The organism is Enterocloster sp., assembly GCF_057861365.1.
Window position 1 is genome coordinate 1 of sequence record NZ_DBMACH010000004.1, and the last position, 21,927, is coordinate 21,927.

Below are 21,927 nucleotides of genomic sequence, written 5' to 3' on the forward strand. Positions count from 1 at the left end.
AAGGAGGTGTAAGACATGTTAAAGATGAACCTTCAGTTATTCGCTCATAAAAAGGGTGTTGGTTCTACTAAGAACGGCCGTGATTCCGAGTCCAAGAGACTGGGCGCCAAGAGAGCTGATGGACAGTTCGTACTGGCAGGAAACATCCTGTACAGACAGCGCGGTACTCACATTCATCCTGGCAACAACGTAGGCAAAGGCGGCGACGATACCTTATTTGCATTAGTAGACGGAGTTGTTAAGTTTGAAAGAAAGGGCAGAGACAGAAAGCAGGTTTCTGTTTACCCAAGAGCAATCAACGAATAATTCTGAGGGGCCCCATACCTGGTGTATGGAGCCCTTTTTTTAGACAGTGTACCCGAAAAGACGGGGCATACAAAAACCATGCGTTCCGGATGACGGAGCGTGTGCCACACCATACAGGAGGTGCTGTTATATGTTTGCAGATCGTGCAAAAGTATTTATCAAGTCCGGTAAGGGCGGCGACGGCCATGTGTCCTTCAGACGGGAGCTTTATGTTCCTAACGGCGGTCCTGACGGCGGTGACGGCGGAAGAGGCGGCGATGTGATTTTTCAGGTTGATACAGGAAAAAATACACTGATCGATTTCCGTCATATACACAAATACATCGCAAAGGATGGACAGGAAGGCGGAAAACGCCGCTGCCACGGAGCAGATGCCGATGATCTGATCGTTAAAGTTCCAGAAGGAACTGTGATCAAAGATTTTGAATCCGGCAAGGTGATTGCCGATATGTCAGGAGACAACAAACGGGAAGTAATCCTAAAAGGCGGCAAGGGCGGACTTGGAAATATGCACTTTGCCACCTCTACCATGCAGGTGCCAAAGTATGCCCAGCCCGGACAACCCGGACAGGAGCTGTGGGTACAGCTGGAGCTCAAAGTCATTGCAGATGTAGGCCTTGTAGGTTATCCAAATGTAGGAAAATCCACCCTGCTTTCCGTTGTCAGCAATGCAAAGCCCGAAATTGCCAATTATCATTTTACTACATTAAATCCCCATCTGGGTGTAGTGGACTTAGGAGACGGAGCCGGTTTTGTTATGGCCGATATCCCCGGACTGATCGAGGGAGCCTCTGAAGGCGTAGGGCTGGGCCACTCCTTCCTGCGCCATATTGAGCGTACCAAGGTGCTGGTTCATGTGGTAGACGCTGCCTCTGTGGAGGGCCGTGACCCATTGGAGGACATCTGCACCATTATCAGAGAGCTTGAGAAGTACAATCCAAAGCTTTTGGAGCGCCCGCAGGTAATTGCTGCCAATAAGATGGATGCCATGTATTCCGAAGAAGACCAAAATCAGGTCCTGGATGCATTAAAGTCTGAATTTGAACCCAAGGGCATCCGTGTATTCCCAATCTCTGCAGTAAGCCGTCAGGGTGTAAAGGAACTCTTATGGCATATCAATGATCTTTTAAAGACGGTTGATCAGACTCCTGTCGTTTTTGAAAAGGAGTTTGAAATTCAGTATCAGGGAGACAGAAGCCTTCCTTATACCGTTACCAGAGCTGATGACGGCGCCTATGTGGTAGAAGGACCGAGAATTGAAAAAATGCTTGGCTATACCAACCTGGATTCCGAGAAAGGCTTTGACTTTTTCCAGAAATTCCTGAAAAATACAGGTGTTTTGGATGATCTGGAAAAGGCCGGGATCAATGAGGGCGACACGGTTCGGATGTACGGACTGGAATTTGACTATTATAAATAATGATATCGGGGTCAAAAAATCGTTTGGCCCCTGTGATTCAAGTATAAAGGAGCAGCTATGACAAGTAAGCAGAGAGCCTATTTAAAGGGCCTGGCTATGAATCTGGATCCTGTTTTCCAGATTGGAAAAGCCAGCCTCACGCCTGAAGTAACCCAGGCTGTGGCTGAAGCACTGGAAGCCAGGGAACTGATCAAGATTACTGTATTAAAGAACTGTCTGGATGATGGGCGTTCCATCGCTGATGTACTGGCGGAAAGAACCCATTCTCAGGTGGTCCAGGTAATCGGACGCAAGATTGTTTTGTACCGTCCTGCAAAGGATGAGGCGAAGAGAAAAATCGTACTTCCTAAATAATGCAGGAGGTCTATTATGGCAAATATAGGAATCCTGGGAGGCACCTTTGATCCCATACACAAAGGACATCTGGCACTGGGACAGCAGGCATATGAGCAGTTTAAGCTGGATCAGATCTGGTTTATGCCCTCCAGCCTTCCGCCTCACAAAAGAGCGCAGAAGGTGACTGAAGGAACCGAGCGTCAGGATATGGTAAAGCTGGCTATCAGGGATTATCCGTGGTTTCAGTATTCTGATTTTGAATTCAGGCGTCACGGAAACAGCTATACTGCTCAGACCCTTATGTTATTAAAGGAAGCATACCCCCATGATAAATTTTATTTTATAGAAGGGGCGGATTCTCTGTATGAGATCGAGGACTGGTATCATCCGGAAATGGTGATGCAGGAAACAACGATCCTGGTTGCGGGCCGCCCATATAAACATACCCACAGGCCTCTTGATCTTCAGATTGCCTATTTAAAGGATAAATACAGTGCCAGAATCGAACGGATACATTTTGAGGAAATGGACATTTCTTCAGAAACTGTCCGCAAAGCTGCGAAACAGGGCTGCGATCTGACTAAATGGCTTCCGGACGAAGTAGCGGAATATATAAAAGCTCACGGACTGTATCAGTAAGACAGGGCCGCAGCAAAGAAAGGCGGTTTCGGATGAAAATGGATCACCAATGCAATCAGGTTTTAATGTTTCGGAAAAAACTTAAATCCAGACTGGATCCCATGCGCTATGAACATTCACTCAGCGTTTCCTTTACCTGTATGAATCTGGCTATGCGTTATGGGTATGATATAGATAAGGCTGAGCTGGCAGGTCTTCTTCATGACTGCGGCAAGCGTTTTCCAGATTCGGTTATTTTAAAAAAATGCCTAAAGCATGGAATTCCCGTTACAGAAGGAGAGAGAAAGGTTCTTGCAGTGCTCCACGCAAAGTACGGAGCCTGGCTGGCCCGGCATAAATATCAGATTGAGGATTCTGAAATTTTGAATGCCATTGCCTGTCATACTACCGGAAAACCGGAGATGACCGTTCTGGATAAGATTCTTTATATTGCAGATTATATCGAACCCAGACGTTACAAAGCAGACAACCTGCCTCAGATCCGCCGTATGGCTTATGAGGATCTTGATCAGACCATGTATGCTATTTTAAAAGGCACGTTGGAATATCTCCAAAGAAAGGGCGGCTGTATAGACCCCATGACACTGCAGGCATATGAATACTTTAAGGCTCAGATGAAAGGAAATGAAGAATGACTTCTAAGGAAATGGTTAAAATCGCCTATGAGGCGCTCAGCGATAAAAAGGGACAGGATATCAAAATCATCGATATCCAGCCGGTATCTGTCCTTGCAGACTATTTTATCATCGCAGATGGAAGCAATGTCAATCAGGTTCAGGCAATGGCTGACAATGTAGAAGAAATGCTGGTAAAGGCTGGATGTGAATGCAGACAGATCGAAGGATACCAGAGCGGAAACTGGATCCTGATGGATTATAAAGATGTGATTGTCCATATCTTCTGCAGAGAGGATCGTTTATTCTACGATCTGGAACGTATCTGGAGAGACGGAAAGACATTTGTAGATGTAAATGAACTGTAATATATGATTTATAAAGGTATAATAAGCCGCAGCTTTTCGCTAGAATCCGGGATGGGGATTTTTCGAAAAGCTGCGGCTTTTATGCTGCTTTCATACCTGAGTACCCAGCACCGCTGGCTACATCATCCTGAGCAGACCAATGACCTTTCCTAAAATATCTACATGATCAGTAATGATCGGCTCCATAGCATCATTTTCCGGCTGCAGACGATAATGATCCTTCTCTTTATAATAACGCTTTACAGTAGCGGAATCATCCAGAAGAGCTACTACAATCTCTCCGTTTTCTGCAGTAGAACGCTGTTCTACGATCAGTTTATCCCCCGGAAAGATCCCTGCACCAATCATGCTTTCTCCTTTTACATGAAGCATGAAAATCTCTGCATTGGGAAGGGCTTCTGCAGGAAAGGGAAAATAATCCTCAATACATTCTTCTGCCAGAATGGGTTCTCCCGCGGCCACTGTGCCGATCACAGGAATATTTACCATCTCTCTCCGGTTAAAATTAAACGTATCATCCAGAATTTCAATGGTTCTCGGTTTTGTAGGATCACGGCGGATATATCCCTTATCCTCAAGTGCAGCCAGATGAGAATGAACGGAGGACGTTGACTTTAAACGAACAGCCTCGCAGATCTCCCGAACAGCCGGGGGATATCCCTTCTTTAAAATCGTATTTTTAATATATTCTAATATTTCCTGCTGTTTTGCAGTGATCTTATCCTGTTCCATAATCCTTACCTCCTGTCTGCTGTATAATACGGGCATCATTTGCTGATATTATAGTAACATATGTTCGAAAAAAATGCAAACCTTTGTTCGGATTTTTCTGCGCCCCATTGACAAACGTATGTTCTGATGTTATAGTATAACTGCATCTATGAGAACACACGTTCGAAGAACATACGTTTTACAGAGGAGGAGCTGGTATGAGACAAACCATTCAAATGACAAGGCGGCGCTTTTTTGCATCCTGTTTTATGCTTCTGATTCTCGTGATCGCAGTGACAGGGTACAGTATGCTGACCACACTGGCAGAAGAGGAGCCAGTTCAAGGGCTGCCTTATTACAGCAGCATCGAAATCCAGGAGGGTGACAGCCTGTGGAAAATTGCAGACCGTTATCGAAAAGGAAGCCGGATGACTACACAAGAGTATGTAAAACAGCTCCAGAGGATGAACCGACTGACAGGAGATACAATCCATGCCGGCGCGCACCTTACCATTGTTTATTATAAATAACAGCACCTCTGAAAACAGCCTTGCATTTTTTCCACACTTATGCTAAGATATAACTATAGTTAGATTAAACTAACTTATAATTTTGCAGATGTGAGGTATACTATGTGTAAAGAGACTCTCGAAATGATGCTTTGCCTTAACCGAAAGGAGCTGGAAACACAGGTTGTAATGCAGTGTGCTCCGCTTTTAACAGGTATAAAGATTTCAAACCTTCTGACAACTGATCAAAACAACCGGATCCATACAGCACGTCTGTTCAGCCGTACGCCGGTATCCTGCTTTTTGCTTTGCCAATCCCAAGGAAAGGCTGTTTTTCTCTTATATATGAAGGAGCAGTTGAAGGCATATCTGGATCTGCCTTCTGTCAAGGGACTGATGAAACGTTTTGGTTATACGGGGATGAAGCTGGATGAAATCCTTTCTCTTGTAGGCCAATGCTATAAGGACCATATGGAGGGCAGAAGAGAATTCCCCCATGAAATCGGCCTGCTTCTGGGATATCCGGCAGCGGATGTAGAGGGATTTATAGAAAATAAAGGTCAGGATTCTCTTTACAGCGGTTATTGGAAAGTATACTCCGATCCGGAAGAATGCCGGCGTATTTTTAATAAATATGATCACGCCAGAGAGCGTGTGATCCGTCTCATGGCTGGAGGTATGACCGTCAGACACATTATAGCGCTGCACCACCCATATTATTACAGCACAGCGGCTGTATAGCAAGGAGGACTATATGAAAACAATTCTCATTATATACTGGTCACAGACCGGCAATACAGAGGCCATGGCTCATGCGATCGCCCAGGGGATAGAAGAAGAGGGGAACCAGGCAAAGCTTCTGGAGGTATCTGAAGCGGAGCCAGAGATATTAAAAAAAGCCAATGTATTTGCTCTGGGCTGTCCGGCTATGGGAGGAGAGGTTCTGGAAGAGGACGAGATGGAACCGTTTGTAACAAAGTCTGAACCGTTTGTATCCGGTAAAGTAATCGGCCTGTTTGGTTCCTATGGATGGGGTGATGGGCAGTGGATGCGCGATTGGGAAGCGCGTATGGCTGCGGCAGGAGCCAAAATCCAGGGTGGAACAGGAGTAATCTGTCAGGAAGCACCGGATGAAGAAGCACTGGAGCGATGCAGGAAATTGGGACGTGAATTAAGTAATATATAGGGGGGATATCATTTCTTCCCCCCTGATTCTCGAAGCTGCACCTTATTACGGGCACTACGCCGTCTTTCATCTTCAAGCGCCGCATAATGACGTTTTGTTGTATTTACATCTGAATGTCCAAGGACATCTGCCACCAGATAAATATCACCTGTTTCACGATACAAACTGGTACCATAGGTACTGCGCAGTTTATGGGGCGTAATTGGCTTTAAAGGGGCCACTGTGCGGGCATACTTTTTTACCAGATTTTCCACGCTGCGTACAGCCATGCGTTTCTTTTGGAGAGACAGGAAGAGTGCATCTTCACTGCCTGTTTCCGGAATGATACGGTCCCTTTCCTCCAAGTAATCTAAAAGAGCCTCCTCAACCTCTGTTCCAAAATATACCGTTACTTCTTTGCCGCCTTTTCTGTAGATACGAATACCTCCATTTTTAAAGTCAATATCAGCAATATTTAATCCCACACATTCTGACACACGGATTCCCGTACCAAGAAGGAGCGTCATAATGGCCAGATCTCTAAGTTTTGTCTTATTATGATATGCCTTTTGTTTTTCTGTCAGATTTTCTCCTTGTTCCACCTCATCCAGCAGAAGAGCAACTTCATCTATATCCAGACGAATGATTTCTTTTTCATGAATTTTGGGTAAACGGACTAATGCAGCCGGATTATTTTTAATACGTTCATTTCGGTAAAAATAATTATAAAAGCTTTTGAGTGATGAAATCTTGCGCATGATTCCACGTTCTTTATTCATAATTTCCTGATTTTTGTCATTAAACCGATATTTCAGATATTCCATATATTCTTCAAAATCTGTTACAGAGAGCTGATCTAAAAGATCAAGAGAAAGATCTGTGATAGCAATCTGTTTCAGCGCCGGATTTTCTTTATGGAGAAAATCAAAAAATATATGTAGATCATATGCATATGCAATTCGGGTTCGTGAAGAAGTCCTGGGTTCAATTCCACGGAAGAAATCTGCGCAAAATCCCGGAAGATCCCGGATCAAACTGCGAAGGCGTATAATGTTTTCTTTGTCTTTTTGTTCGTGATAGGATAATGTACTCATAATAAAAACTCCATACAATTCATTTTATAAAAACAGTTGGAGTTATGTGATGAGAGACAGTGTTTAAACTATTCGCGAAACACAGCTTTAACGAATAGTTGAGGCGGGAATTACTGATTTTACTAAACCATCGACTTTTACTGATTTTCAGCTGCCCCTGCTTCCTTCTGTTTTATATCACATACTCTTCATTATTGTCAAATGAATAAAACGTCCCGGACAATTTTTATCCGGGACATATTCGTATCTTACATCTGTGCAGACAAACTTATTTTATTATAAAATCGTCCGAAGTAATCCATTTAAAAATCCGGCAGCCTGTTTTTCGTCCGGACCATCTATCTTTAGTACAAGGTTTTCTCCCTGTCTGGCGTTCAGACTCATAAGTGCCAGCACATTTTTGCAGTTTGCCTCTCCTTTGGCGCTGGATATGGTAATCTGACTCTGATAATCTGAAGCCGCGCGGCTTAAGCTCATAGAATTTGATGCATGAAGTCCCTGTCTGTTTGAAATAACATATCTGTAGCTAATCATTTTTTATCATCCTTTGCGTTTTAGTGTTTAAATTAAATCTTCAATATTACAGAAATAGACGGCATTGTTGTTTGATTTTAATCTTTTATTTATGACATTATTGAAAATCTCTATCCTTATAGTAACACAATTGTCTGTTAATGACAACCATTGATTATAAACACTTGACACCGGAGGAACGGACGATTAGAATAATTTGGTACAAATTTATGAAAGAAAGGATTATAAAATGAAACTCCAGCGTTTATTAAGCTTGGTCCGCCAGGCTCTCGATACATATCATATGATACAGGACGGAGATCATATTGCAGTGGGAATTTCAGGCGGAAAAGACAGTCTTGCACTGCTCTATGCGCTTCACCATTTAAGACGGTTCTATCCCCCAAAATACGATCTTACAGCCATCACTGTAGATCTGGGGCTTGGAAATCTTAACCTGGATCCGATAAGGGAACTCTGCAAAGAATTTGAAATTCCCTATTATGTGCTTCCCACAGAGATTGGAACCGTTCTCTTTGATATACGAAAGGAATCCAATCCCTGTTCTCTCTGTGCAAAAATGCGCAAAGGCGCCTTAAATGAAAAAGCCAAAGAACTGGGATGCAATAAAATCGCCTATGCCCATCATAAAGAGGATGTGATGGAAACAATGATGATGTCCCTTTTTTATGAAGGACGCTTTTACTGTTTTCCTCCCAACACCTATCTGGACCGGATGGATCTGACTGTAATACGTCCTATGATTTTCGTATCGGAAGCAGATGTTATCGGATTTAAAAATAAGTACCAGCTTCCAGTATGTAAAAATCCATGCCCTATGGATGGATACACCAAACGCCAGTACATCAAAGAACTGATCCAGAAACTGCAAAAAGACAACCCCCATATTAAGGATTGTCTTTTTCGTGCTATTACAGACGGAAATATACCCGGTTGGAGCAAAGCTGCCGATTCTGCAGATGCTTAAATCCCTGGTCCCTGGTTACTTACGGACTCTCCGGGCTTTGTATCTTTAGAGGCTCCCGGTAAGGCAGAGATACCGGGGCCTCCGCCCGGCTGCTGGTCTGAGGATGCCCCAGGTCCTGTACTTCCTGCTTCTCCTAAAGGCCTGGAAGTGTCCTCTTCTTCCTTTTCCTCAGAAAGCTTATTTTCCAGAGATCCCGTTTCTTTCTCTGATTCGGTTTCCTTACTGCTGCCCGGTCCCCAAATTCCCGGTCTCTTCTCTTCCTCTTTTGTTGTTTCTTTTTCACTTTCCTTTATACTGATCGTTTCCCTTGTTTCTTCCGTTTTTTCTAAGCTGCTGCTCTCCTCTTCTGTTTCCGTTTCTTCTGCAGAAGTCTCCGGAATTGTCTCCTGTGGCTTTGAAGCCTCTGTTTCCTTTGGAGCATCGGCGCCGCCTGTCTTATCCTTGGAATCTATTTTTCCGGAGCCCGAAGAAGATTTGGAGGGTGCAGCTGCTCCCTCTTCATACAGCCCTGTTTCTTCCGAAATGTGGGCACTGATCTTTTTTAATCCGGAAGATGGATGGTATGGCGTATCCTCTCCATACAGGAACTGATGCAGCTGGATCACATTACTCTCCAGAGTAGTTGCGATCACACAGTCCATTTTTCCAACCCGCTTTGTCTCCCTGGAAAAAGGAAAACCTGCCGTATCTGCAATATGAAGTTGATCAATATCTTTTACCAGAGGCAGCACATCTTCAATCCCTACACTGGTAGAAATCTGAGGTAAAATAGCTTTTGCAAGATTAGTAAGCGTGCCTGCATCTGCCTGTCTTGCTTTTTCCAACGCCAGAGCAATCACCTTCCTTTGGCGCTCTGTACGCTGAAAATCCGTATCCATAAGCCGCAGACGGCTGTATGCTACCGCCTGAACTCCGTCTAAATGATTGGCTCCGGCCTGTTTAAGCTGCGTCGATCCAATACCCGTGGAATTGACGGTTTCTGTAATAAATCCATTGATATATTTGAACTCTGCCGGAGTAATTTCCAAATCAATACCGCCTAAAACGTTAATCGCTTCAGCCACTGCCTTCCAGTTAAAGGCAGCATAATCATCTATTTTTAGATCCAGGTTTTCTTCCAGTGCATCTACGGCCTGTTTTTGCCCGCCTTTAAAATAAGCTTCGTTGATTTTATGGTACGTTCCCTTGGAGTCAATTTTTAAATATGTATCTCTGAATACACTGGCTAACCGTATCTCACCTGTTTCTCTGTCCAGTGTGCAGACCATCTGTACATCTGCCAGCGCTTTTTTCGTATTACCGTCACGGCTGTCTACACCAAATACAGCCACTGTCCAGATCCCTGTAGGACGATGAAGGTATAGAAAGCTTCCATATGCCGTAACCGCTAAAAGAAGGAATATCAAAAGCATCGGCCATTTTTTCTTTCTTTTACGACGTCTTTCTCTGACAGAACTGCCTTTCGGATTGCGGCGGGATTTCTCTCCTGTCCTAAACTTATTTCGGGAACGGCTATAGGATTCTCTGTGGTTTTTGGAAAAACCTCCCGCTCTTTTCGCAGATCGTCCCTGGGATGTACCTCTTTTGGAAGACTCATCTGAAAACGGTATATCCAGTCCGTCTTCACAGCCATACTCGTCTTCAAAATAAGCGTCATCTATGGAATCAAAGGATTCCCGTTCCCGAAAACTGCGGCCGTCATGGGAAGAAGAGGCCCTGGAGCGGGAAGGCACGTTTCCGTAAGAGCCCGCCCTCCTGCGCCTGGACTGCATTCGTAAAAGTTCATCCTCATTATCATGGTAATTCATGGATTTTCACCTCTGTTTCATTTTCTTTCATAACAGCTATTCTACCACAGGAAAACAGATAAATACAGCTGTAAAGTCTTACGGAATCATTAAATCTGATTCATTGTCCACTGATGGTAAAATTTGTAAATATAAAAAATATCCCCTTTCAGACAGACAGATGAAATACCAAAAAACTGCTGCCAGAAAGGGGCATATCAAAAACTTCATAAATTATCGTGATTGAAATTACTTCTGATCCTTCCATTGCTGTTTCAGCTTTGCAAAGGCCATAATAGCCTCTACAGCACCATCAGGACCTACCGAACTGCTGTTTAAACACAGATCATAGCTTCTGGGATCACCCCAGCGCTTGTTGGAATAATAGTTATAATAGCTGGATCTCTTCTTATCTGTCTTTACAATAACCTCTTTTGCTTTGGAATCATCCAGGTTATACAGCGTCTTAATCCGCTCCAGCTTATCTTTTTCATCGCCCGCGATAAATACGTTCAAAACATTGGGATAATCTTCCAGGGCATAATCTGCGCATCGTCCAATGATCACACAAGACTGTTCATCTGCCAGATGCTTGATCGCATCAAACTGCGCAAGAAAGATTTTGTGATTAATAGGCATATCCGAGTATCCTGCGGCTGTATAGCCCATAGAATAAGAATCCATCACCAAAGAATATAAAAAGCTGCTGGTAGGACGTTCATCGTGCTTTTCAAATAATTCCTGACAGAGGCCGCTATGCTTTGCTGCCTTTGAAAGAAGCTCTTTGTCATAGCATTTCACTCCCATCTTTTCCGCCAGCTTTTCTCCGATCAATTTTCCGCCGCTGCCGCACTGTCTGCCGATCGTAATAACAAGATTTCCTGACATTCTGCATACCCCTTTCTCTGGCCTCACAGCAGGAACCAAGCTGTTCCCTGCTCTCTCTGCCATATTTGTATTATAACTCAAAAATTCAGAAAAGTATATAGAAATATACAGAAAATTCTATTTTAAAAGCACATTATTAGACAAGAGTGATAAAATCCACTAATTGTGTCTAATTAATTCAGAGTCTTAAGCAGATTTTCAAAGTAATCTGGAAGGGGGGCGGAAAATTCCATATAAAGACCTGTTCTGGGATGAATGAATCCAAGGACACCTGCATGGAGTGTCTGACCTTTAAGACCGGAAATCGGACATTTAGCCGGGCCATAAACGGCGTCTCCCAAAAGAGGATGATGAATGCTGGCCATATGAACACGAATCTGGTGGGTACGTCCTGTTTCCAGTCTGCATTCTACGTGAGTAAACTGCCTGAAACGTTTTAATACATGATAGTGGGTCACTGCTGATTTTCCCTTGTCATAGTTGATGCTCATCTTTTTCCGTTCCACCGGATGGCGGCCAATGGGAGCGTCAATCGTTCCCTCCTCTTCTTTTATGACGCCATGAACGATCGCCTGATAGCGCCTGGTAATAGAGTGTTCTTTTAACTGAGCCGCAATCGAATTATGTGCCATATCGTTTTTACATACGATCAATACGCCGGTTGTATCCATATCAATCCTGTGTACGATCCCCGGACGCATGACTCCATTGATACCGGAAAGCTGCCCGCGGCAATGATCCATCAGTCCATTGACCAATGTATGGGAATAATGGCCTGCGGCGGGGTGGACAACCATTCCCTTTGGCTTATTGATCAGGATCACATCCTGATCTTCATACAGAATGTCCAGTTCCATATTCTCCGGCTCTATTTCTGGTTCCACCGCTTCTGGAATATCCATGGAAAGAATATCCTCATCTTCTACCACATAGCTTGCTTTTACCGGCTTTCCGTTTACCAGGATCCGTCCGTCCTTTAAAAGCTTCTGGATGTAGGAGCGGCTCAGCTGTCCGGCAGCTTCGGCCAGATATTTATCAATACGCAGACCGCCTTCCTGGTCGCCTACACAGATTTCCTGTTTCACTGCGTTTTCTCCTTTCCATGAGCCTTTCCGGGCTGGAAGCAGTCCAAATCTTCATCATCATAATAAAAAAGCACTAAAAGCACCAGTCCTGCTGCCGCTATGGTAACGTAGCAGTCTGCCACATTAAATACGGGAAAATCAATCAGGCGAAAGTAAAGAAAATCAACCACATAATTCTGGGTCATCCGGTCGATCATATTGCCGACTGCCCCTGCGGCTACCAGCATCAGGCATACTGCTAACGGACGATATTTCGGTGTTTCCGGCATCCGCCACATCATATACAGGATTGCTGCCAATACGGCTATTCCGATCAGGAAGAAAAAAAACTGACGGTTCTGCAGCATTCCAAAGGCGGCACCTCTGTTTTCAAGATAGGAAAATTCAAATACGCCTTTTATTACGGCTACCGGCTCCTGGTTCTTAAGAAACCGAACCGCCAGCCCTTTTGTCCACTGATCCAGCCCCACAAGAATCAAAAAACCGATTAAGAAGCTTACCAGAAGGGATCGTTTTTGTCTGCTCATCATTGTTACTCCTTCATATCAATCGTATTTCTGCCCCGGCCAAAGGCATAATATTTTTTACAGGGAAACAGCCTCAAAACCGGCACGGATTTCATCCTCTGAAAGGGAGTGATCCACATAAGCATCTCCGATTCCATTTAAAAGGACAAATTTCACCTTTCCTGCTTCCATCTTCTTATCACTCTTTGTAGCATCAAATACTTCCTTCCAGATCAGGCTATCTACAGTAGTTGGAAGTTCAAAGGACACCATCGTATGTTTAATATCATCTGCTTCCGTTTCACTCAAAGTACCCTTTAAACAGCTGATACGGGCTGCTGCCACACAGCCCAGGCCGACACAGTGGCCGTGAAGCATAGTAAAATTCTTTAACTTTTCCACAGCGTGACCCAATGTGTGGCCAAAGTTTAAATATGCCCGTTCTCCCTGCTCTGTAGGGTCTTTTTCCACCACTGCTTTTTTTATCTCATTGCTCCGAAAGACCATCTGCCGGCATGTCGTAAGATCACGGGCCATCACCGCATCACGATGTTCCTTTAACCACTCATAGTATGCCTTATCCTGAATCAGTCCATGCTTTATCACCTCTCCCATTCCGGAAGAAAACTGTTCCTCAGGAAGCGTCAAAAGTGTTTCCAGATTGGTATATACCAGTCTGGGCATATGAAAGGCACCCACCATATTTTTGTAATCCGCAAAGTCCACCCCCGTTTTTCCTCCGATGCTGGAATCCACCTGAGACAGCAGTGTGGTGGGGATCTGGATGAAGTCGATTCCTCTCAGATAAGTGGCAGCAGCAAACCCGCAGAGATCTCCTGTCACGCCTCCTCCCAGAGCTGCCAGCATATCTTTTCGGTCAAAATGCTCTAAAATCAGATGTTCATAAAGCATCCGAACCGTATCCAGGTTTTTATGTTCTTCACCTGCTGGAAAAATAAAAACAGAAACCATGCTGCAGCATTGGCTTAGGATTTCTTTTACCTTGTCCAGATAAAGGGATGCCACATTAGAATCTGTAACAATACATATTTTGCGCTTTTCCAGATGAAATGCCGCCAGCTCCTCCTTCAGTCCTTCAAATGATGTTTCCATACAAATATCATAAATGGGATCTCCATCCCTGCAAACCGTCAAACGTTCCTTCATACGTCAAGTTCCTCCTGATCTGTCTGAATTTTGTGTAGTATGAACAGAAAAACGGGGGCTGCTGCAGGAAATAAAATTCTCCCAGTGGCAGCAGCCTCCGCAAATCCTGTCCCTATGTAGTTTAAATGTGAATGGTCATACCTGACATCTCCATACCGGACACATCACCGGCTGCCAGCATGTCCTGAAAATCACCGGACAGCTCCACAGAATTAGGGGTTACAATGAAAATATAGTTGGAAATTCTCTGAAGATTGCCATCCATGGAATAAGCAGCTCCGGATACGAAATCAATGATCCTCTGTGCTACCTCCATGTGGATTCCTTCCATATTAAGAACCACTGCTTTTCCAGATAAAAGGTAATTACAGATATCCTTGGAACTGTCCATAGAGGTAGGCTTTACCATCGTAACCTCCATACCGGAACGGCGCATGGGAACCACCTTTGGCGTAGGACGTCCCAGAAAACGGGATTTGTCCTGAGGTTCATCGTAATACTCTTCATCATCCGCAGTATTCTTCCTTGAGAAAAAGCTCTTTTTAGGCGGCTCATCTTCAAAGTCATCGTCCAGGTAGTAATCCTCACCCTCCTCTTCAGGATTTAATCGCATGGTATCCATCAACTTACCTAACAGACTCATTTTACTCTCTCCATTTCCTCTCTATCAACGCTGCCTTACACAGCGCCGTAATGCCGCTCACCAAAAATACCGGTGCCGACCCTTACCATGGTAGCGCCTTCCTCAACAGCGACCTCATAATCTCCGGTCATACCCATAGAAAGCACATCCATAGTAACATTATCAATGTTTTTCCTACCTATGTCAACAGCAAATTCATATAATTTTTTAAAAATTTCCCGATTTTCCTCTGGATTCTCAACAAATGGCGCAATTGTCATCAATCCGCGGATATGCACATGAGGGAAGGTGCTGATCTCCCGTATGGCCGCCTCGGCATCTTCCATAAAAAAGCCATATTTGCTCTCTTCTTTTGCCACATTGATTTCCAAAAGAATATCCGCTTCCATATTCTTTTTTGCAGCCTCCTCCTCAATCTGTCTGGCAAGGCGCAGGGAATCCACAGAATGGATCAGGACGGCCTTTCCCAAAACCTGATGAACCTTGTTGCGCTGCAGATGTCCGATCATATGCCAGCGCACATCATCAGGAAGGCTGCCATATTTTGCCTGGATCTCCTGAACCTTATTTTCACCAAAATCCCTGGCTCCTCCCTCATAAGCTTCCTCAAGCATGGGAACAGGTTTTGTCTTGCTTACCGCAATAAGCGTTACCTCGGACGCATCTCTTCCCGCTCTTTGGCAGGCCTCCTCGATACGCCTTCTTACTATTTCCAGATTGTCTCTTATCTCTGACATCGTTTCATCCTCCTCTGTCAAATCCTGATTTAAAACAGCGATCCTATTGATACAGGATCTGGCCTTCCGTAACCAGAGAGGCATCCTGCACAATATGGTCATATACAGACAAACCGTAGCTTGCTCCTTTTTTTATGGTATAGTATTCGCTGTTGGAATCCAGAATTTCAATTTCTTTAAATACGGTATATCCCTTGTTAATGTTAAAAACACCCTTTAAAGCCCTGGTACTTCCCACCTGGAACCGCTCCTGGGAATCAGGCTTTACAATATAGTCGCCGGCTTTTAAGGGGCCGTCCTCCTGAACAGCAATATAATAAAATTCTTCATCATCAAAGCCGATTTCTATAGGGGTAAAGACAGCTGTTGTTCCATTTGCATCATAGATTTCTTTATTTACACCGCTGTCTGTACTGTCCCCGCCCTGAGTGACAAAATCTCTTGGGATCTGATAGAAATTTTTCTCAGTTACTGCACTGACAGGGATTTTAAGCCCCTTTGCCTGATCCTGGCGAATCTCAAAATTCACAAAACGGTCTGTGATAAACTGTGCCATGTATTTATTAAAATCCAGCTTACCGAAAACAGAGCCGTCCTTTCCCGTAAAAATGGAAAAAGAAGCGGTGGTTTCAATACTGTGATCCTTAAATTCCACCTCAAGCGAGGACTTGTCCCCATAGAGGACCCTGTCCTCCTCTGTAAGAGGGAATACAACCGACCAGTTTTCAGAAGTTGCAATCTTATAGGCAGGTGTTCCGCTCTCGATCAGATCTCCTGATTTATGAAAGGTTTTCGTATAGGCAGACCGGTCAAAAGATGCCGTCTCCACTTCCTCAGGCTTAAGACTTTCATAGGAATCAAAGCCATAGGATACCACACCTGACTGAGGCGATACCACCTGTTCAAAGACAATGCCGGATTCCCTGGCAATCTGATCCAGCTGATCCAGAGCACTGAAGCTGGAATACTCCATCACTGCCGCTTCCAGGGTATAACGGGCATCATAAATCGCCCCGAAATCCTCGTCCGAACGGCTGGTAACAAAGGAGGACAGCTGTTTTTTTAAATCAGCCAGGTTTTCATCACTGAGCGTCTGATTCTCAACCCCATGCTCCTTTAAAAGGGAATCTAGGCGGCCGGTTTCGTCCAGAGAATAAACCCTGGAACCTACGGAGGCACGTTTGCCTTCCCGTAGGTAATAGTTGATATACCCGCTGTTATCCGCATTATAGACTTGTTCTTCTCTCAGGATCAGTCCTGTGTAGGGACGGTCATTTACAATACCGCCTTCTGCCACCTCATAAAACTGGATTTTTTCATGTCCCATATAGATAAAAATATTGATCAGAAGATACAGAAAGATAACACCGAATATCAGCTTGCCGATATCATTGCGTGGCCGCCGGTAAGGAATGATCTTTCTGTTTTTTCTGTGCTTTTTACTGGCCATGAATAACGGCTCTCCTTTTAAAGTCTTGTTTCGTAAAAAAGCTGCCCTCCGCACCAGGCGTACTTCAAAACCTCGTGCGGCAGGCAGCCTAAGTTCTGTCTGCTATTTTATCACAGAATATGTATCATTACAATGAAATAATCACATCACCCTTTGCATTCTCCGGAAGCTCATCCGCGTCCATGGAAATGCTTAATACGAAAGTAACATGATATTTGTCACTGAGTTTTTTCAATGTCTCGTAGGTCTCGGAAATGTCCGCTCCCTCTAAGCACGCTAGCTTTAAGAAGCTGTCAAGATACATAGTCTCAAGATCATGATCCTGAGAAAGAATGCCACAGATAAATCCTAAAAATCCTTCGCTGTGTGTGATCGGAAATTCGTTCACATTGATAAGACGGATCCGGTTGTTCAGCTCATACATATGCTGAGCGCTCTTATCCAGATATACAACGGTGCCGCTGGCTCCCTTGATTGCTGCATTGGCCATGTCTAACAGATGTTTTGTCTTGCCTTTACCTTTTTTTCCTGCAATAATCTGAACCATACCTATCTCCTCCTTGAGTTATATATGTTGTATAAAAAATCAATTAAGATTACCTTGATTATAGTACAAATTCATGCGGAACGCAATCACTATTTGACGATTTTAGAAATTATATTTGTCATATTATCATAAAGATGGGCGCGGCTGTCCGATTTCAGCACAACAGATATAAAATTTCCTTCCGAGGCATCATCCTTTGATGCAATAATTAAGCAATAGCCGGCTGCTTTTGTGGTACCCGTCTTTCCGCCTAACACGGTAACTCCCTCCGGCGTATCCCGTTCCCCTGTGATAAACTGGTTGCTGCATTTCCAGGTTCTGGATACACTCTCTCCGGCCCCATTAATGTAATCTGCCGTGTACGCCTTCGCCTCAATAATCTCCCGAAATTGGGGGTATTTGAAGGCCTCGTTGAATATCAGATAGAGATCATAGGCTGTGGTATAATGATCCTCATCATGAAGTCCGTGCGGATTTACAAAATGGCTGTCCACTGCGCCCAGACGTTTCACTTCCTCATTCATCCGGTCTGCAAATGCCTCTATACTGCCATCCATATGAACCGCAATGGCTGCACCCGCATCGTTTCCAGACGGAAGCATAAGACCATAGAGAAGCTGCTCCAGCGTAAGGGTATCACCCGGCTTAATGCCACAGAGTGTAGCGCCTGACTCTGTAATTACCGCTTCATCCGTAACCTTTACCTGATCCTCCAGATTGCCGTATTTGATCGCCACCAGAGCAGTCATTACCTTTGTAATACTGGCCGGATACATGGTCTCAAAGGCATCCTTGCTGTAAAGCGTCTGATGGCCGTTCAGATCAAAAAGCGCTCCCGCCTCAGAGGTGAGAAAATTCGGATCAAAGACACTCTCATCGGATACAACGCAGAGATCTGAGGCGAAACCTTCCATGACTTCTTCCTCTGAACCTGCCAAGGCAATCGCCGGAAGGCGCTCTTTCAGAGAATACGCATCAGAAAAGCCGCCAAAGCAGCCTCCCAGACACAAAGAAGCAGCCAATATGAGGGCATTCCAAGCTCTGACATACCCCCGCTTCATTATCTGTCAACCTCTCTCCATTCCATATCACCTCTGTCAAGAGCCTTGATCAAAAGCTCCGCAGTCGCCAGATTGGTAGCCAGCGGAATGTTGTAGGTGTCGCAGAGACGGACTACATCATTTACGTCCGGCTCATGTGACTTGGGCATCAGGGGATCCCTCAAAAAAATAACCAGATCCATATCGTTATGCTCAATCTGAGCCGCCATCTGCTGAATCCCGCCCAGATGACCAGCCAAATGTTTGTGGATATTAAGATTTGCAACCTCTTCTATGAGTCTTCCGGTTGTTCCGGTGGCATACAGAGAATGCTTGCTTAAAATCCCTCTGTATGCGATGCAGAAATTCTGCATCAGTTTTTTCTTTGCATCATGTGCAATTAAGCCAATTGTCATATTCAGACCCCTCCTTAGGAATTAGTAGTGTCGTGGTACCCGCTGCAGTCCTACATTGAGCACAAGCCCCATACCAATAAAAATACTGATCAGCGAACTGCTTCCAAAACTGATAAACGGAAGCGGAAGTCCGGTATTGGGAAAAATACCTGTAGCAACTGCGATATTGGCAAAACTCTGAAATGCAATGAGCGTAGCCATACCGGTACATAACAGCCTGCCGGCCATATCTTTTGCCCTGGCTGCCATCATAAGACATTCATATACAATCAGTAAAAACAGCAAAATCACGATGGCGCAGCCGATAAAACCAAGCTCCTCACCGATAACGGCAAAGATAAAATCAGTCTGCTCCTCCGAAAGAAAATTACCGTTTTTTACAGATGCAATCGTAGTGTTGTAAAGCCCCTTTCCATGCAGCTGACCGGAACCGATCGCGATAATGGAGTTATTCTGCTGATAACGTGCCTCTCCATACTGCTCTGGGTAAAACCAGGCTAAGATACGTCCCGCCTGGTATTCTTTAATAAACGGGATCATACCATGAAGAAGAAGGTACACGCCTGTCGCAATCATAGGGATGACAACTGCCAGTGTCCCCACGATCCAGCGGTAGCTGATGCCGCTGGCGAACACAATCCCCAACACGATCACCACAGTAACGAGACAGGTAGAAAGGTTTGGCTGTTCAAATATAAGCATGGCCGGAACGGCAAAAAGCGCTGCCGCCAGTACCACGGTAGAAACCTTGTCTACCTTCTCCTGATATTTCATAAAATACCAGGAGAAGGTGATGATAAGGCCAATCTTTACAAATTCCGAGGGCTGGAGCTGTCCCAAAACAGGAACCTCGATCCAGCGTTTTGCATTATTGACGGATCTGCCCCAAAACAGCACGGCCAGAAGGCTTCCGATGCAGATCAGATAAATGACCGTGCTGAAATTCAGTATCTTATGGTAATCTACCAGTGAAAGACAAACAGCAATAGCCATGCCAGCCAGTATGCCAAACATCTGTTTTGTCACTGCTTCCGAATCCATATTGGTGGCACTGCGCACGACCAGTATGCCAATGACGCTTAAAGCTGTCATATAGGCAAGAAGCCGGAAGCTGTAATTTCTGAAATCATAATCAAAAAGCATATCAGTAAAGCCCCTTATTGGAAATGGAGCGTATGGGTATATCTGCCTGGAGCACCGGCAGCCCCCGGCAGGAGGCGGAACCGTCTGTGTCCATCAAAAGGCGGACATTGTCCTTTTCTATCTCCATGTATTTGGAAATGACACGGATCATGTCATTTTTGATCAGCCTTATGAGTTCCGGCGAACAGCCTGCCTTATCTGCCACAAGGAGAAGCTTCAGCCGGAATTTGGCCGTATCTTTGGAACGTCTGGTCTTCACGTTGTTTCACCCCTCCTATGCCCGCTTCAGCACCCGGGCCAGCCTTACAAGAAAGCCTCTGGCCTCGCCGGGGGATTCGATGGGGATATTCTGCCCTAAGAGCCTGCGGCATACATTCAGGTAAGCCTGTCCGGCGGCGGACCCTATTCCTACCAAGGGTTCTCCCTGATTGGTGGAGACTACGATGTTTTCATCATCCGGAATAGCGCCAAGGATATCCACGGCTAAAATATCCCGTACATCTTCTAAAGACATCATGTCTCCCCGGCGTACCATATCCGCCCGGATCCGGTTGACTACCAGCCCGATTTCAGTAATGCCCGCGTGTTCCAGCAGGCCGATGATCCGGTCTGCATCGCGAATGGCTGAAACTTCGGGAGTGGTCACCACCAGAGCCCGTCCCGCTCCTGCAATGGCATTGTAAAAGCCCTGCTCAATCCCTGCGGGACAGTCCAGAAGGATATAATCAAACTCCTCCTTCAGGTCTTCTGTCAGCTTAACCATCTGCTCCGGATTTACCGAGGATTTGTCCCTTGTCTGGGCCGCGGGCAGAAGGTAAAGGCTTGGATATCTTTTGTCTCTTATCAGGGCCTGCTTCATACGGCAGTTTCCTTCTACCACGTCTACAAGATTGTAGACAATGCGGTTTTCAAGACCCATCACCACGTCCAGGTTGCGCAGACCGATATCGGTATCAACCAATACCACTCTCTTTCCCAGAACGGCCAGTCCTGTTCCCACATTGGCAGAAGTAGTCGTCTTGCCTACCCCGCCTTTTCCAGAAGTAATCACAATGACTTCACTCATATAGACCTCCTGAAAAAATGAACTTTACCCATCTATTGTACATTAAATTTTGTGAATTTACCAGTATTTTTTTCCATTCAAGAAAAATTTAATACAGTTCGGCAAAATTTTACATATATCAGCCCATATCCCCAAAAATGGATCGTCCTTTTACAGGCCGGAACGCTATTTCACCGTCCCTGATACAGGCGATTATGGCTCCTCGGCCGAACCGGCGGTGTTTTTCATTTGTTGGAATCGGACAGTTTCCGATACGAAGCTGAAAAGGCATCATGGAAAAGGCCATAACTACTGCCTGAGCATTTCCGGAAACACCTGCCGTCACAGAACCCTTTAGCTCGCCCAAGACGATCACATTTCCCTTTGCCGTGATCCTGGCCCCATGCTCCACATCTCCGATCACTATAATGCTGGACTCTGATTCCAGGGTATCTCCCCTGCGGAGTGTTCCACGGTAAAACTGTCCGGTCTGGGCACTCAGCTCCATAAGCTTTTCATTCAGAGCTTTTTCGCAACGTTCGATCCGCTGGGCATCCGTATCCAGAAGACAGAGCACATCAATCTGTGAATTTTCCGTAATAGTATTTACCACAGCCATCTCCTCTTCAGGTGTAAGCCTGCGCCCTTCCAGTGTAAGAGTCATCTGAACTGCCCCCCAGAAACGGGCGCTGTCTTTAAATTTTTTTGCAATAGCGGCAAGAAGCTCCTCAAAGGGGAGATTTGGATCCAGCAGCACAGTCATGCCTGCCCGGCTGCTTTTAATGACGATCCCGTTTTGCATATGATCAC

28 protein-coding genes are annotated in these 21,927 nt (G+C 45.0%); 10 read left to right on the forward strand and 18 right to left on the reverse strand.

The genetic code is table 11. The annotated features are described in order from the left end of the window. The first annotated feature begins 15 nt into the window (after window positions 1–15). From rpmA to rsfS, 6 genes are all read left to right on the forward strand, one after another. Window positions 16–306, forward strand: coding sequence for a 50S ribosomal protein L27 (gene rpmA / locus ACZM6M_RS05335; RefSeq protein ID WP_066548452.1), 291 nt, complete (start codon window positions 16–18; stop codon window positions 304–306). 130 nt (window positions 307–436) lie between these two features. Next, window positions 437–1,726 (forward strand): GTPase ObgE, encoded by a 1,290-nt coding sequence (gene obgE, locus ACZM6M_RS05340; RefSeq protein WP_484078039.1) that lies wholly within the window; start codon window positions 437–439, stop codon window positions 1,724–1,726. A 57-nt stretch (window positions 1,727–1,783) separates the two neighbouring features. After that, on the forward strand, window positions 1,784–2,080 hold the full coding sequence (gene yhbY, locus ACZM6M_RS05345; protein ID WP_066548457.1) for a ribosome assembly RNA-binding protein YhbY: 297 nt from the start codon (window positions 1,784–1,786) through the stop codon (window positions 2,078–2,080). A gap of 15 nt (window positions 2,081–2,095) precedes the next feature. Then, complete coding sequence (gene nadD, locus ACZM6M_RS05350; protein WP_340276298.1) at window positions 2,096–2,701, forward strand: nicotinate-nucleotide adenylyltransferase; 606 nt, start codon at window positions 2,096–2,098, stop codon at window positions 2,699–2,701. A gap of 38 nt (window positions 2,702–2,739) precedes the next feature. Continuing rightward, complete coding sequence (gene yqeK, locus ACZM6M_RS05355; protein WP_418926820.1) at window positions 2,740–3,336, forward strand: bis(5'-nucleosyl)-tetraphosphatase (symmetrical) YqeK; 597 nt, start codon at window positions 2,740–2,742, stop codon at window positions 3,334–3,336. Next, window positions 3,333–3,683, forward strand: coding sequence for a ribosome silencing factor (gene rsfS / locus ACZM6M_RS05360; protein WP_417045782.1), 351 nt, complete (start codon window positions 3,333–3,335; stop codon window positions 3,681–3,683). The genes yqeK and rsfS overlap by 4 nt, the downstream gene beginning before the upstream one ends. Window positions 3,684–3,800: 117 nt before the next feature. Here rsfS and lexA read toward each other — a convergent pair whose 3' ends face one another. Continuing rightward, on the reverse strand, window positions 3,801–4,415 hold the full coding sequence (gene lexA, locus ACZM6M_RS05365; RefSeq protein ID WP_066548463.1) for a transcriptional repressor LexA: 615 nt from the start codon (window positions 4,413–4,415) through the stop codon (window positions 3,801–3,803). A 197-nt stretch (window positions 4,416–4,612) separates the two neighbouring features. Between lexA and yneA the strand changes: the two genes are divergently transcribed. From yneA to ACZM6M_RS05380, 3 genes are all read left to right on the forward strand, one after another. Further along, entirely contained in the window at window positions 4,613–4,924 is a 312-nt protein-coding gene (yneA, locus tag ACZM6M_RS05370; protein WP_242962997.1) for a cell division suppressor protein YneA, read from the forward strand. Window positions 4,925–5,047: 123 nt separating this feature from the next. Then, on the forward strand, window positions 5,048–5,644 hold the full coding sequence (locus tag ACZM6M_RS05375) for a DUF3793 family protein (RefSeq protein ID WP_296038457.1): 597 nt from the start codon (window positions 5,048–5,050) through the stop codon (window positions 5,642–5,644). 13 nt (window positions 5,645–5,657) lie between these two features. After that, the gene (locus ACZM6M_RS05380) at window positions 5,658–6,089 is read left to right on the forward strand and encodes a flavodoxin (protein WP_066548467.1); all 432 of its coding nucleotides are present in this window, start codon (window positions 5,658–5,660) and stop codon (window positions 6,087–6,089) included. 8 nt (window positions 6,090–6,097) lie between these two features. On the opposite strand, the gene ACZM6M_RS05385 is transcribed toward ACZM6M_RS05380, so the two are convergent. Both ACZM6M_RS05385 and ACZM6M_RS05390 read right to left on the reverse strand, forming a co-directional pair. Beyond that, a complete protein-coding gene (locus ACZM6M_RS05385) occupies window positions 6,098–7,162 on the reverse strand; it encodes a tyrosine-type recombinase/integrase (protein ID WP_418926816.1) in 1,065 nt (354 codons plus the stop codon). 276 nt (window positions 7,163–7,438) lie between these two features. After that, on the reverse strand, window positions 7,439–7,696 hold the full coding sequence (locus tag ACZM6M_RS05390) for an HPr family phosphocarrier protein (RefSeq protein WP_066548471.1): 258 nt from the start codon (window positions 7,694–7,696) through the stop codon (window positions 7,439–7,441). Between the two features lie 229 nt (window positions 7,697–7,925). On the opposite strand from ACZM6M_RS05390, the gene ACZM6M_RS05395 reads away from it, so the two are divergent. After that, a complete protein-coding gene (locus ACZM6M_RS05395; RefSeq protein ID WP_489489873.1) occupies window positions 7,926–8,663 on the forward strand; it encodes a tRNA 2-thiocytidine biosynthesis TtcA family protein in 738 nt (245 codons plus the stop codon). Here ACZM6M_RS05395 and ACZM6M_RS05400 read toward each other — a convergent pair. The 15 genes from ACZM6M_RS05400 to ACZM6M_RS05470 form a co-directional block, all read right to left on the reverse strand. Then, window positions 8,660–10,471: an LCP family protein gene (locus ACZM6M_RS05400; protein WP_489489875.1), complete on the reverse strand. Its 1,812-nt coding sequence runs from the start codon at window positions 10,469–10,471 to the stop codon at window positions 8,660–8,662. The two genes, ACZM6M_RS05395 and ACZM6M_RS05400, sit on opposite strands and share 4 nt — an antisense overlap. Window positions 10,472–10,699: 228 nt before the next feature. After that, the gene (locus ACZM6M_RS05405; RefSeq protein ID WP_066548476.1) at window positions 10,700–11,338 is read right to left on the reverse strand and encodes a cytidylate kinase-like family protein; all 639 of its coding nucleotides are present in this window, start codon (window positions 11,336–11,338) and stop codon (window positions 10,700–10,702) included. 173 nt (window positions 11,339–11,511) lie between these two features. Then, a complete protein-coding gene (locus ACZM6M_RS05410; protein WP_418926878.1) occupies window positions 11,512–12,423 on the reverse strand; it encodes an RluA family pseudouridine synthase in 912 nt (303 codons plus the stop codon). Next, window positions 12,420–12,950, reverse strand: coding sequence for a signal peptidase II (gene lspA, locus ACZM6M_RS05415; protein ID WP_340276289.1), 531 nt, complete (start codon window positions 12,948–12,950; stop codon window positions 12,420–12,422). The genes ACZM6M_RS05410 and lspA overlap by 4 nt, the downstream gene beginning before the upstream one ends. 57 nt (window positions 12,951–13,007) lie before the next feature. Next, window positions 13,008–14,096 carry a 3-dehydroquinate synthase gene (gene aroB, locus ACZM6M_RS05420; protein WP_489489877.1) on the reverse strand — a complete coding sequence of 363 codons (1,089 nt, stop codon included), beginning with the start codon at window positions 14,094–14,096 and terminating at the stop codon, window positions 13,008–13,010. A gap of 121 nt (window positions 14,097–14,217) precedes the next feature. Beyond that, a complete protein-coding gene (locus tag ACZM6M_RS05425; RefSeq protein ID WP_489489879.1) occupies window positions 14,218–14,739 on the reverse strand; it encodes a cell division protein SepF in 522 nt (173 codons plus the stop codon). A 35-nt stretch (window positions 14,740–14,774) separates the two neighbouring features. Further along, a complete protein-coding gene (locus ACZM6M_RS05430; protein WP_417045940.1) occupies window positions 14,775–15,476 on the reverse strand; it encodes a YggS family pyridoxal phosphate-dependent enzyme in 702 nt (233 codons plus the stop codon). A 43-nt stretch (window positions 15,477–15,519) separates the two neighbouring features. Continuing rightward, on the reverse strand, window positions 15,520–16,926 hold the full coding sequence (locus ACZM6M_RS05435; protein ID WP_418926876.1) for a biotin/lipoyl attachment domain-containing protein: 1,407 nt from the start codon (window positions 16,924–16,926) through the stop codon (window positions 15,520–15,522). A 127-nt stretch (window positions 16,927–17,053) separates the two neighbouring features. After that, window positions 17,054–17,473 (reverse strand): twitching motility protein PilT, encoded by a 420-nt coding sequence (locus ACZM6M_RS05440; RefSeq protein WP_066548488.1) that lies wholly within the window; start codon window positions 17,471–17,473, stop codon window positions 17,054–17,056. A gap of 89 nt (window positions 17,474–17,562) precedes the next feature. Next, the gene (locus ACZM6M_RS05445; protein WP_337433308.1) at window positions 17,563–18,534 is read right to left on the reverse strand and encodes a D-alanyl-D-alanine carboxypeptidase family protein; all 972 of its coding nucleotides are present in this window, start codon (window positions 18,532–18,534) and stop codon (window positions 17,563–17,565) included. Continuing rightward, window positions 18,534–18,929: a methylglyoxal synthase gene (gene mgsA / locus ACZM6M_RS05450; protein WP_066548492.1), complete on the reverse strand. Its 396-nt coding sequence runs from the start codon at window positions 18,927–18,929 to the stop codon at window positions 18,534–18,536. The genes ACZM6M_RS05445 and mgsA overlap by 1 nt, the downstream gene beginning before the upstream one ends. Window positions 18,930–18,950: 21 nt before the next feature. Then, window positions 18,951–20,072 (reverse strand): FtsW/RodA/SpoVE family cell cycle protein, encoded by a 1,122-nt coding sequence (locus ACZM6M_RS05455; protein WP_066548495.1) that lies wholly within the window; start codon window positions 20,070–20,072, stop codon window positions 18,951–18,953. Window position 20,073: 1 nt separating this feature from the next. Next, complete coding sequence (minE, locus tag ACZM6M_RS05460) at window positions 20,074–20,331, reverse strand: cell division topological specificity factor MinE (protein WP_066548502.1); 258 nt, start codon at window positions 20,329–20,331, stop codon at window positions 20,074–20,076. Between the two features lie 15 nt (window positions 20,332–20,346). Further along, window positions 20,347–21,138 (reverse strand): septum site-determining protein MinD, encoded by a 792-nt coding sequence (minD, locus tag ACZM6M_RS05465; protein ID WP_066548504.1) that lies wholly within the window; start codon window positions 21,136–21,138, stop codon window positions 20,347–20,349. 118 nt (window positions 21,139–21,256) lie between these two features. Beyond that, on the reverse strand, window positions 21,257–21,919 hold the full coding sequence (locus ACZM6M_RS05470; RefSeq protein ID WP_489489884.1) for a septum site-determining protein MinC: 663 nt from the start codon (window positions 21,917–21,919) through the stop codon (window positions 21,257–21,259). Window positions 21,920–21,927: the final 8 nt, after the last annotated feature.

Excerpts from the sequence above, each read along its gene's own strand:
- rpmA (WP_066548452.1), top strand. The coding sequence starts at position 16 with ATGTTAAAGATGAACCTTCAGTTATTCGCTCATAAAAAGGGTGTTGGT.
- obgE (WP_484078039.1), top strand. The coding sequence starts at position 437 with ATGTTTGCAGATCGTGCAAAAGTATTTATCAAGTCCGGTAAGGGCGGC.
- yhbY (WP_066548457.1), top strand. The coding sequence starts at position 1,784 with ATGACAAGTAAGCAGAGAGCCTATTTAAAGGGCCTGGCTATGAATCTG.
- nadD (WP_340276298.1), top strand. The coding sequence starts at position 2,096 with ATGGCAAATATAGGAATCCTGGGAGGCACCTTTGATCCCATACACAAA.
- yqeK (WP_418926820.1), top strand. The coding sequence starts at position 2,740 with ATGGATCACCAATGCAATCAGGTTTTAATGTTTCGGAAAAAACTTAAA.
- rsfS (WP_417045782.1), top strand. The coding sequence starts at position 3,333 with ATGACTTCTAAGGAAATGGTTAAAATCGCCTATGAGGCGCTCAGCGAT.
- lexA (WP_066548463.1), bottom strand. The coding sequence starts at position 4,415 with ATGGAACAGGATAAGATCACTGCAAAACAGCAGGAAATATTAGAATAT.
- yneA (WP_242962997.1), top strand. The coding sequence starts at position 4,613 with ATGAGACAAACCATTCAAATGACAAGGCGGCGCTTTTTTGCATCCTGT.
- ACZM6M_RS05375 (WP_296038457.1), top strand. The coding sequence starts at position 5,048 with ATGATGCTTTGCCTTAACCGAAAGGAGCTGGAAACACAGGTTGTAATG.
- ACZM6M_RS05380 (WP_066548467.1), top strand. The coding sequence starts at position 5,658 with ATGAAAACAATTCTCATTATATACTGGTCACAGACCGGCAATACAGAG.
- ACZM6M_RS05385 (WP_418926816.1), bottom strand. The coding sequence starts at position 7,162 with ATGAGTACATTATCCTATCACGAACAAAAAGACAAAGAAAACATTATA.
- ACZM6M_RS05390 (WP_066548471.1), bottom strand. The coding sequence starts at position 7,696 with ATGATTAGCTACAGATATGTTATTTCAAACAGACAGGGACTTCATGCA.
- ACZM6M_RS05395 (WP_489489873.1), top strand. The coding sequence starts at position 7,926 with ATGAAACTCCAGCGTTTATTAAGCTTGGTCCGCCAGGCTCTCGATACA.
- ACZM6M_RS05400 (WP_489489875.1), bottom strand. The coding sequence starts at position 10,471 with ATGAATTACCATGATAATGAGGATGAACTTTTACGAATGCAGTCCAGG.
- ACZM6M_RS05405 (WP_066548476.1), bottom strand. The coding sequence starts at position 11,338 with ATGTCAGGAAATCTTGTTATTACGATCGGCAGACAGTGCGGCAGCGGC.
- lspA (WP_340276289.1), bottom strand. The coding sequence starts at position 12,950 with ATGAGCAGACAAAAACGATCCCTTCTGGTAAGCTTCTTAATCGGTTTT.
- aroB (WP_489489877.1), bottom strand. The coding sequence starts at position 14,096 with ATGAAGGAACGTTTGACGGTTTGCAGGGATGGAGATCCCATTTATGAT.
- ACZM6M_RS05425 (WP_489489879.1), bottom strand. The coding sequence starts at position 14,739 with ATGAGTCTGTTAGGTAAGTTGATGGATACCATGCGATTAAATCCTGAA.
- ACZM6M_RS05430 (WP_417045940.1), bottom strand. The coding sequence starts at position 15,476 with ATGTCAGAGATAAGAGACAATCTGGAAATAGTAAGAAGGCGTATCGAG.
- ACZM6M_RS05435 (WP_418926876.1), bottom strand. The coding sequence starts at position 16,926 with ATGGCCAGTAAAAAGCACAGAAAAAACAGAAAGATCATTCCTTACCGG.
- ACZM6M_RS05440 (WP_066548488.1), bottom strand. The coding sequence starts at position 17,473 with ATGGTTCAGATTATTGCAGGAAAAAAAGGTAAAGGCAAGACAAAACAT.
- ACZM6M_RS05445 (WP_337433308.1), bottom strand. The coding sequence starts at position 18,534 with ATGAAGCGGGGGTATGTCAGAGCTTGGAATGCCCTCATATTGGCTGCT.
- mgsA (WP_066548492.1), bottom strand. The coding sequence starts at position 18,929 with ATGACAATTGGCTTAATTGCACATGATGCAAAGAAAAAACTGATGCAG.
- ACZM6M_RS05455 (WP_066548495.1), bottom strand. The coding sequence starts at position 20,072 with ATGCTTTTTGATTATGATTTCAGAAATTACAGCTTCCGGCTTCTTGCC.
- minD (WP_066548504.1), bottom strand. The coding sequence starts at position 21,138 with ATGAGTGAAGTCATTGTGATTACTTCTGGAAAAGGCGGGGTAGGCAAG.
- ACZM6M_RS05470 (WP_489489884.1), bottom strand. The coding sequence starts at position 21,919 with ATGCAAAACGGGATCGTCATTAAAAGCAGCCGGGCAGGCATGACTGTG.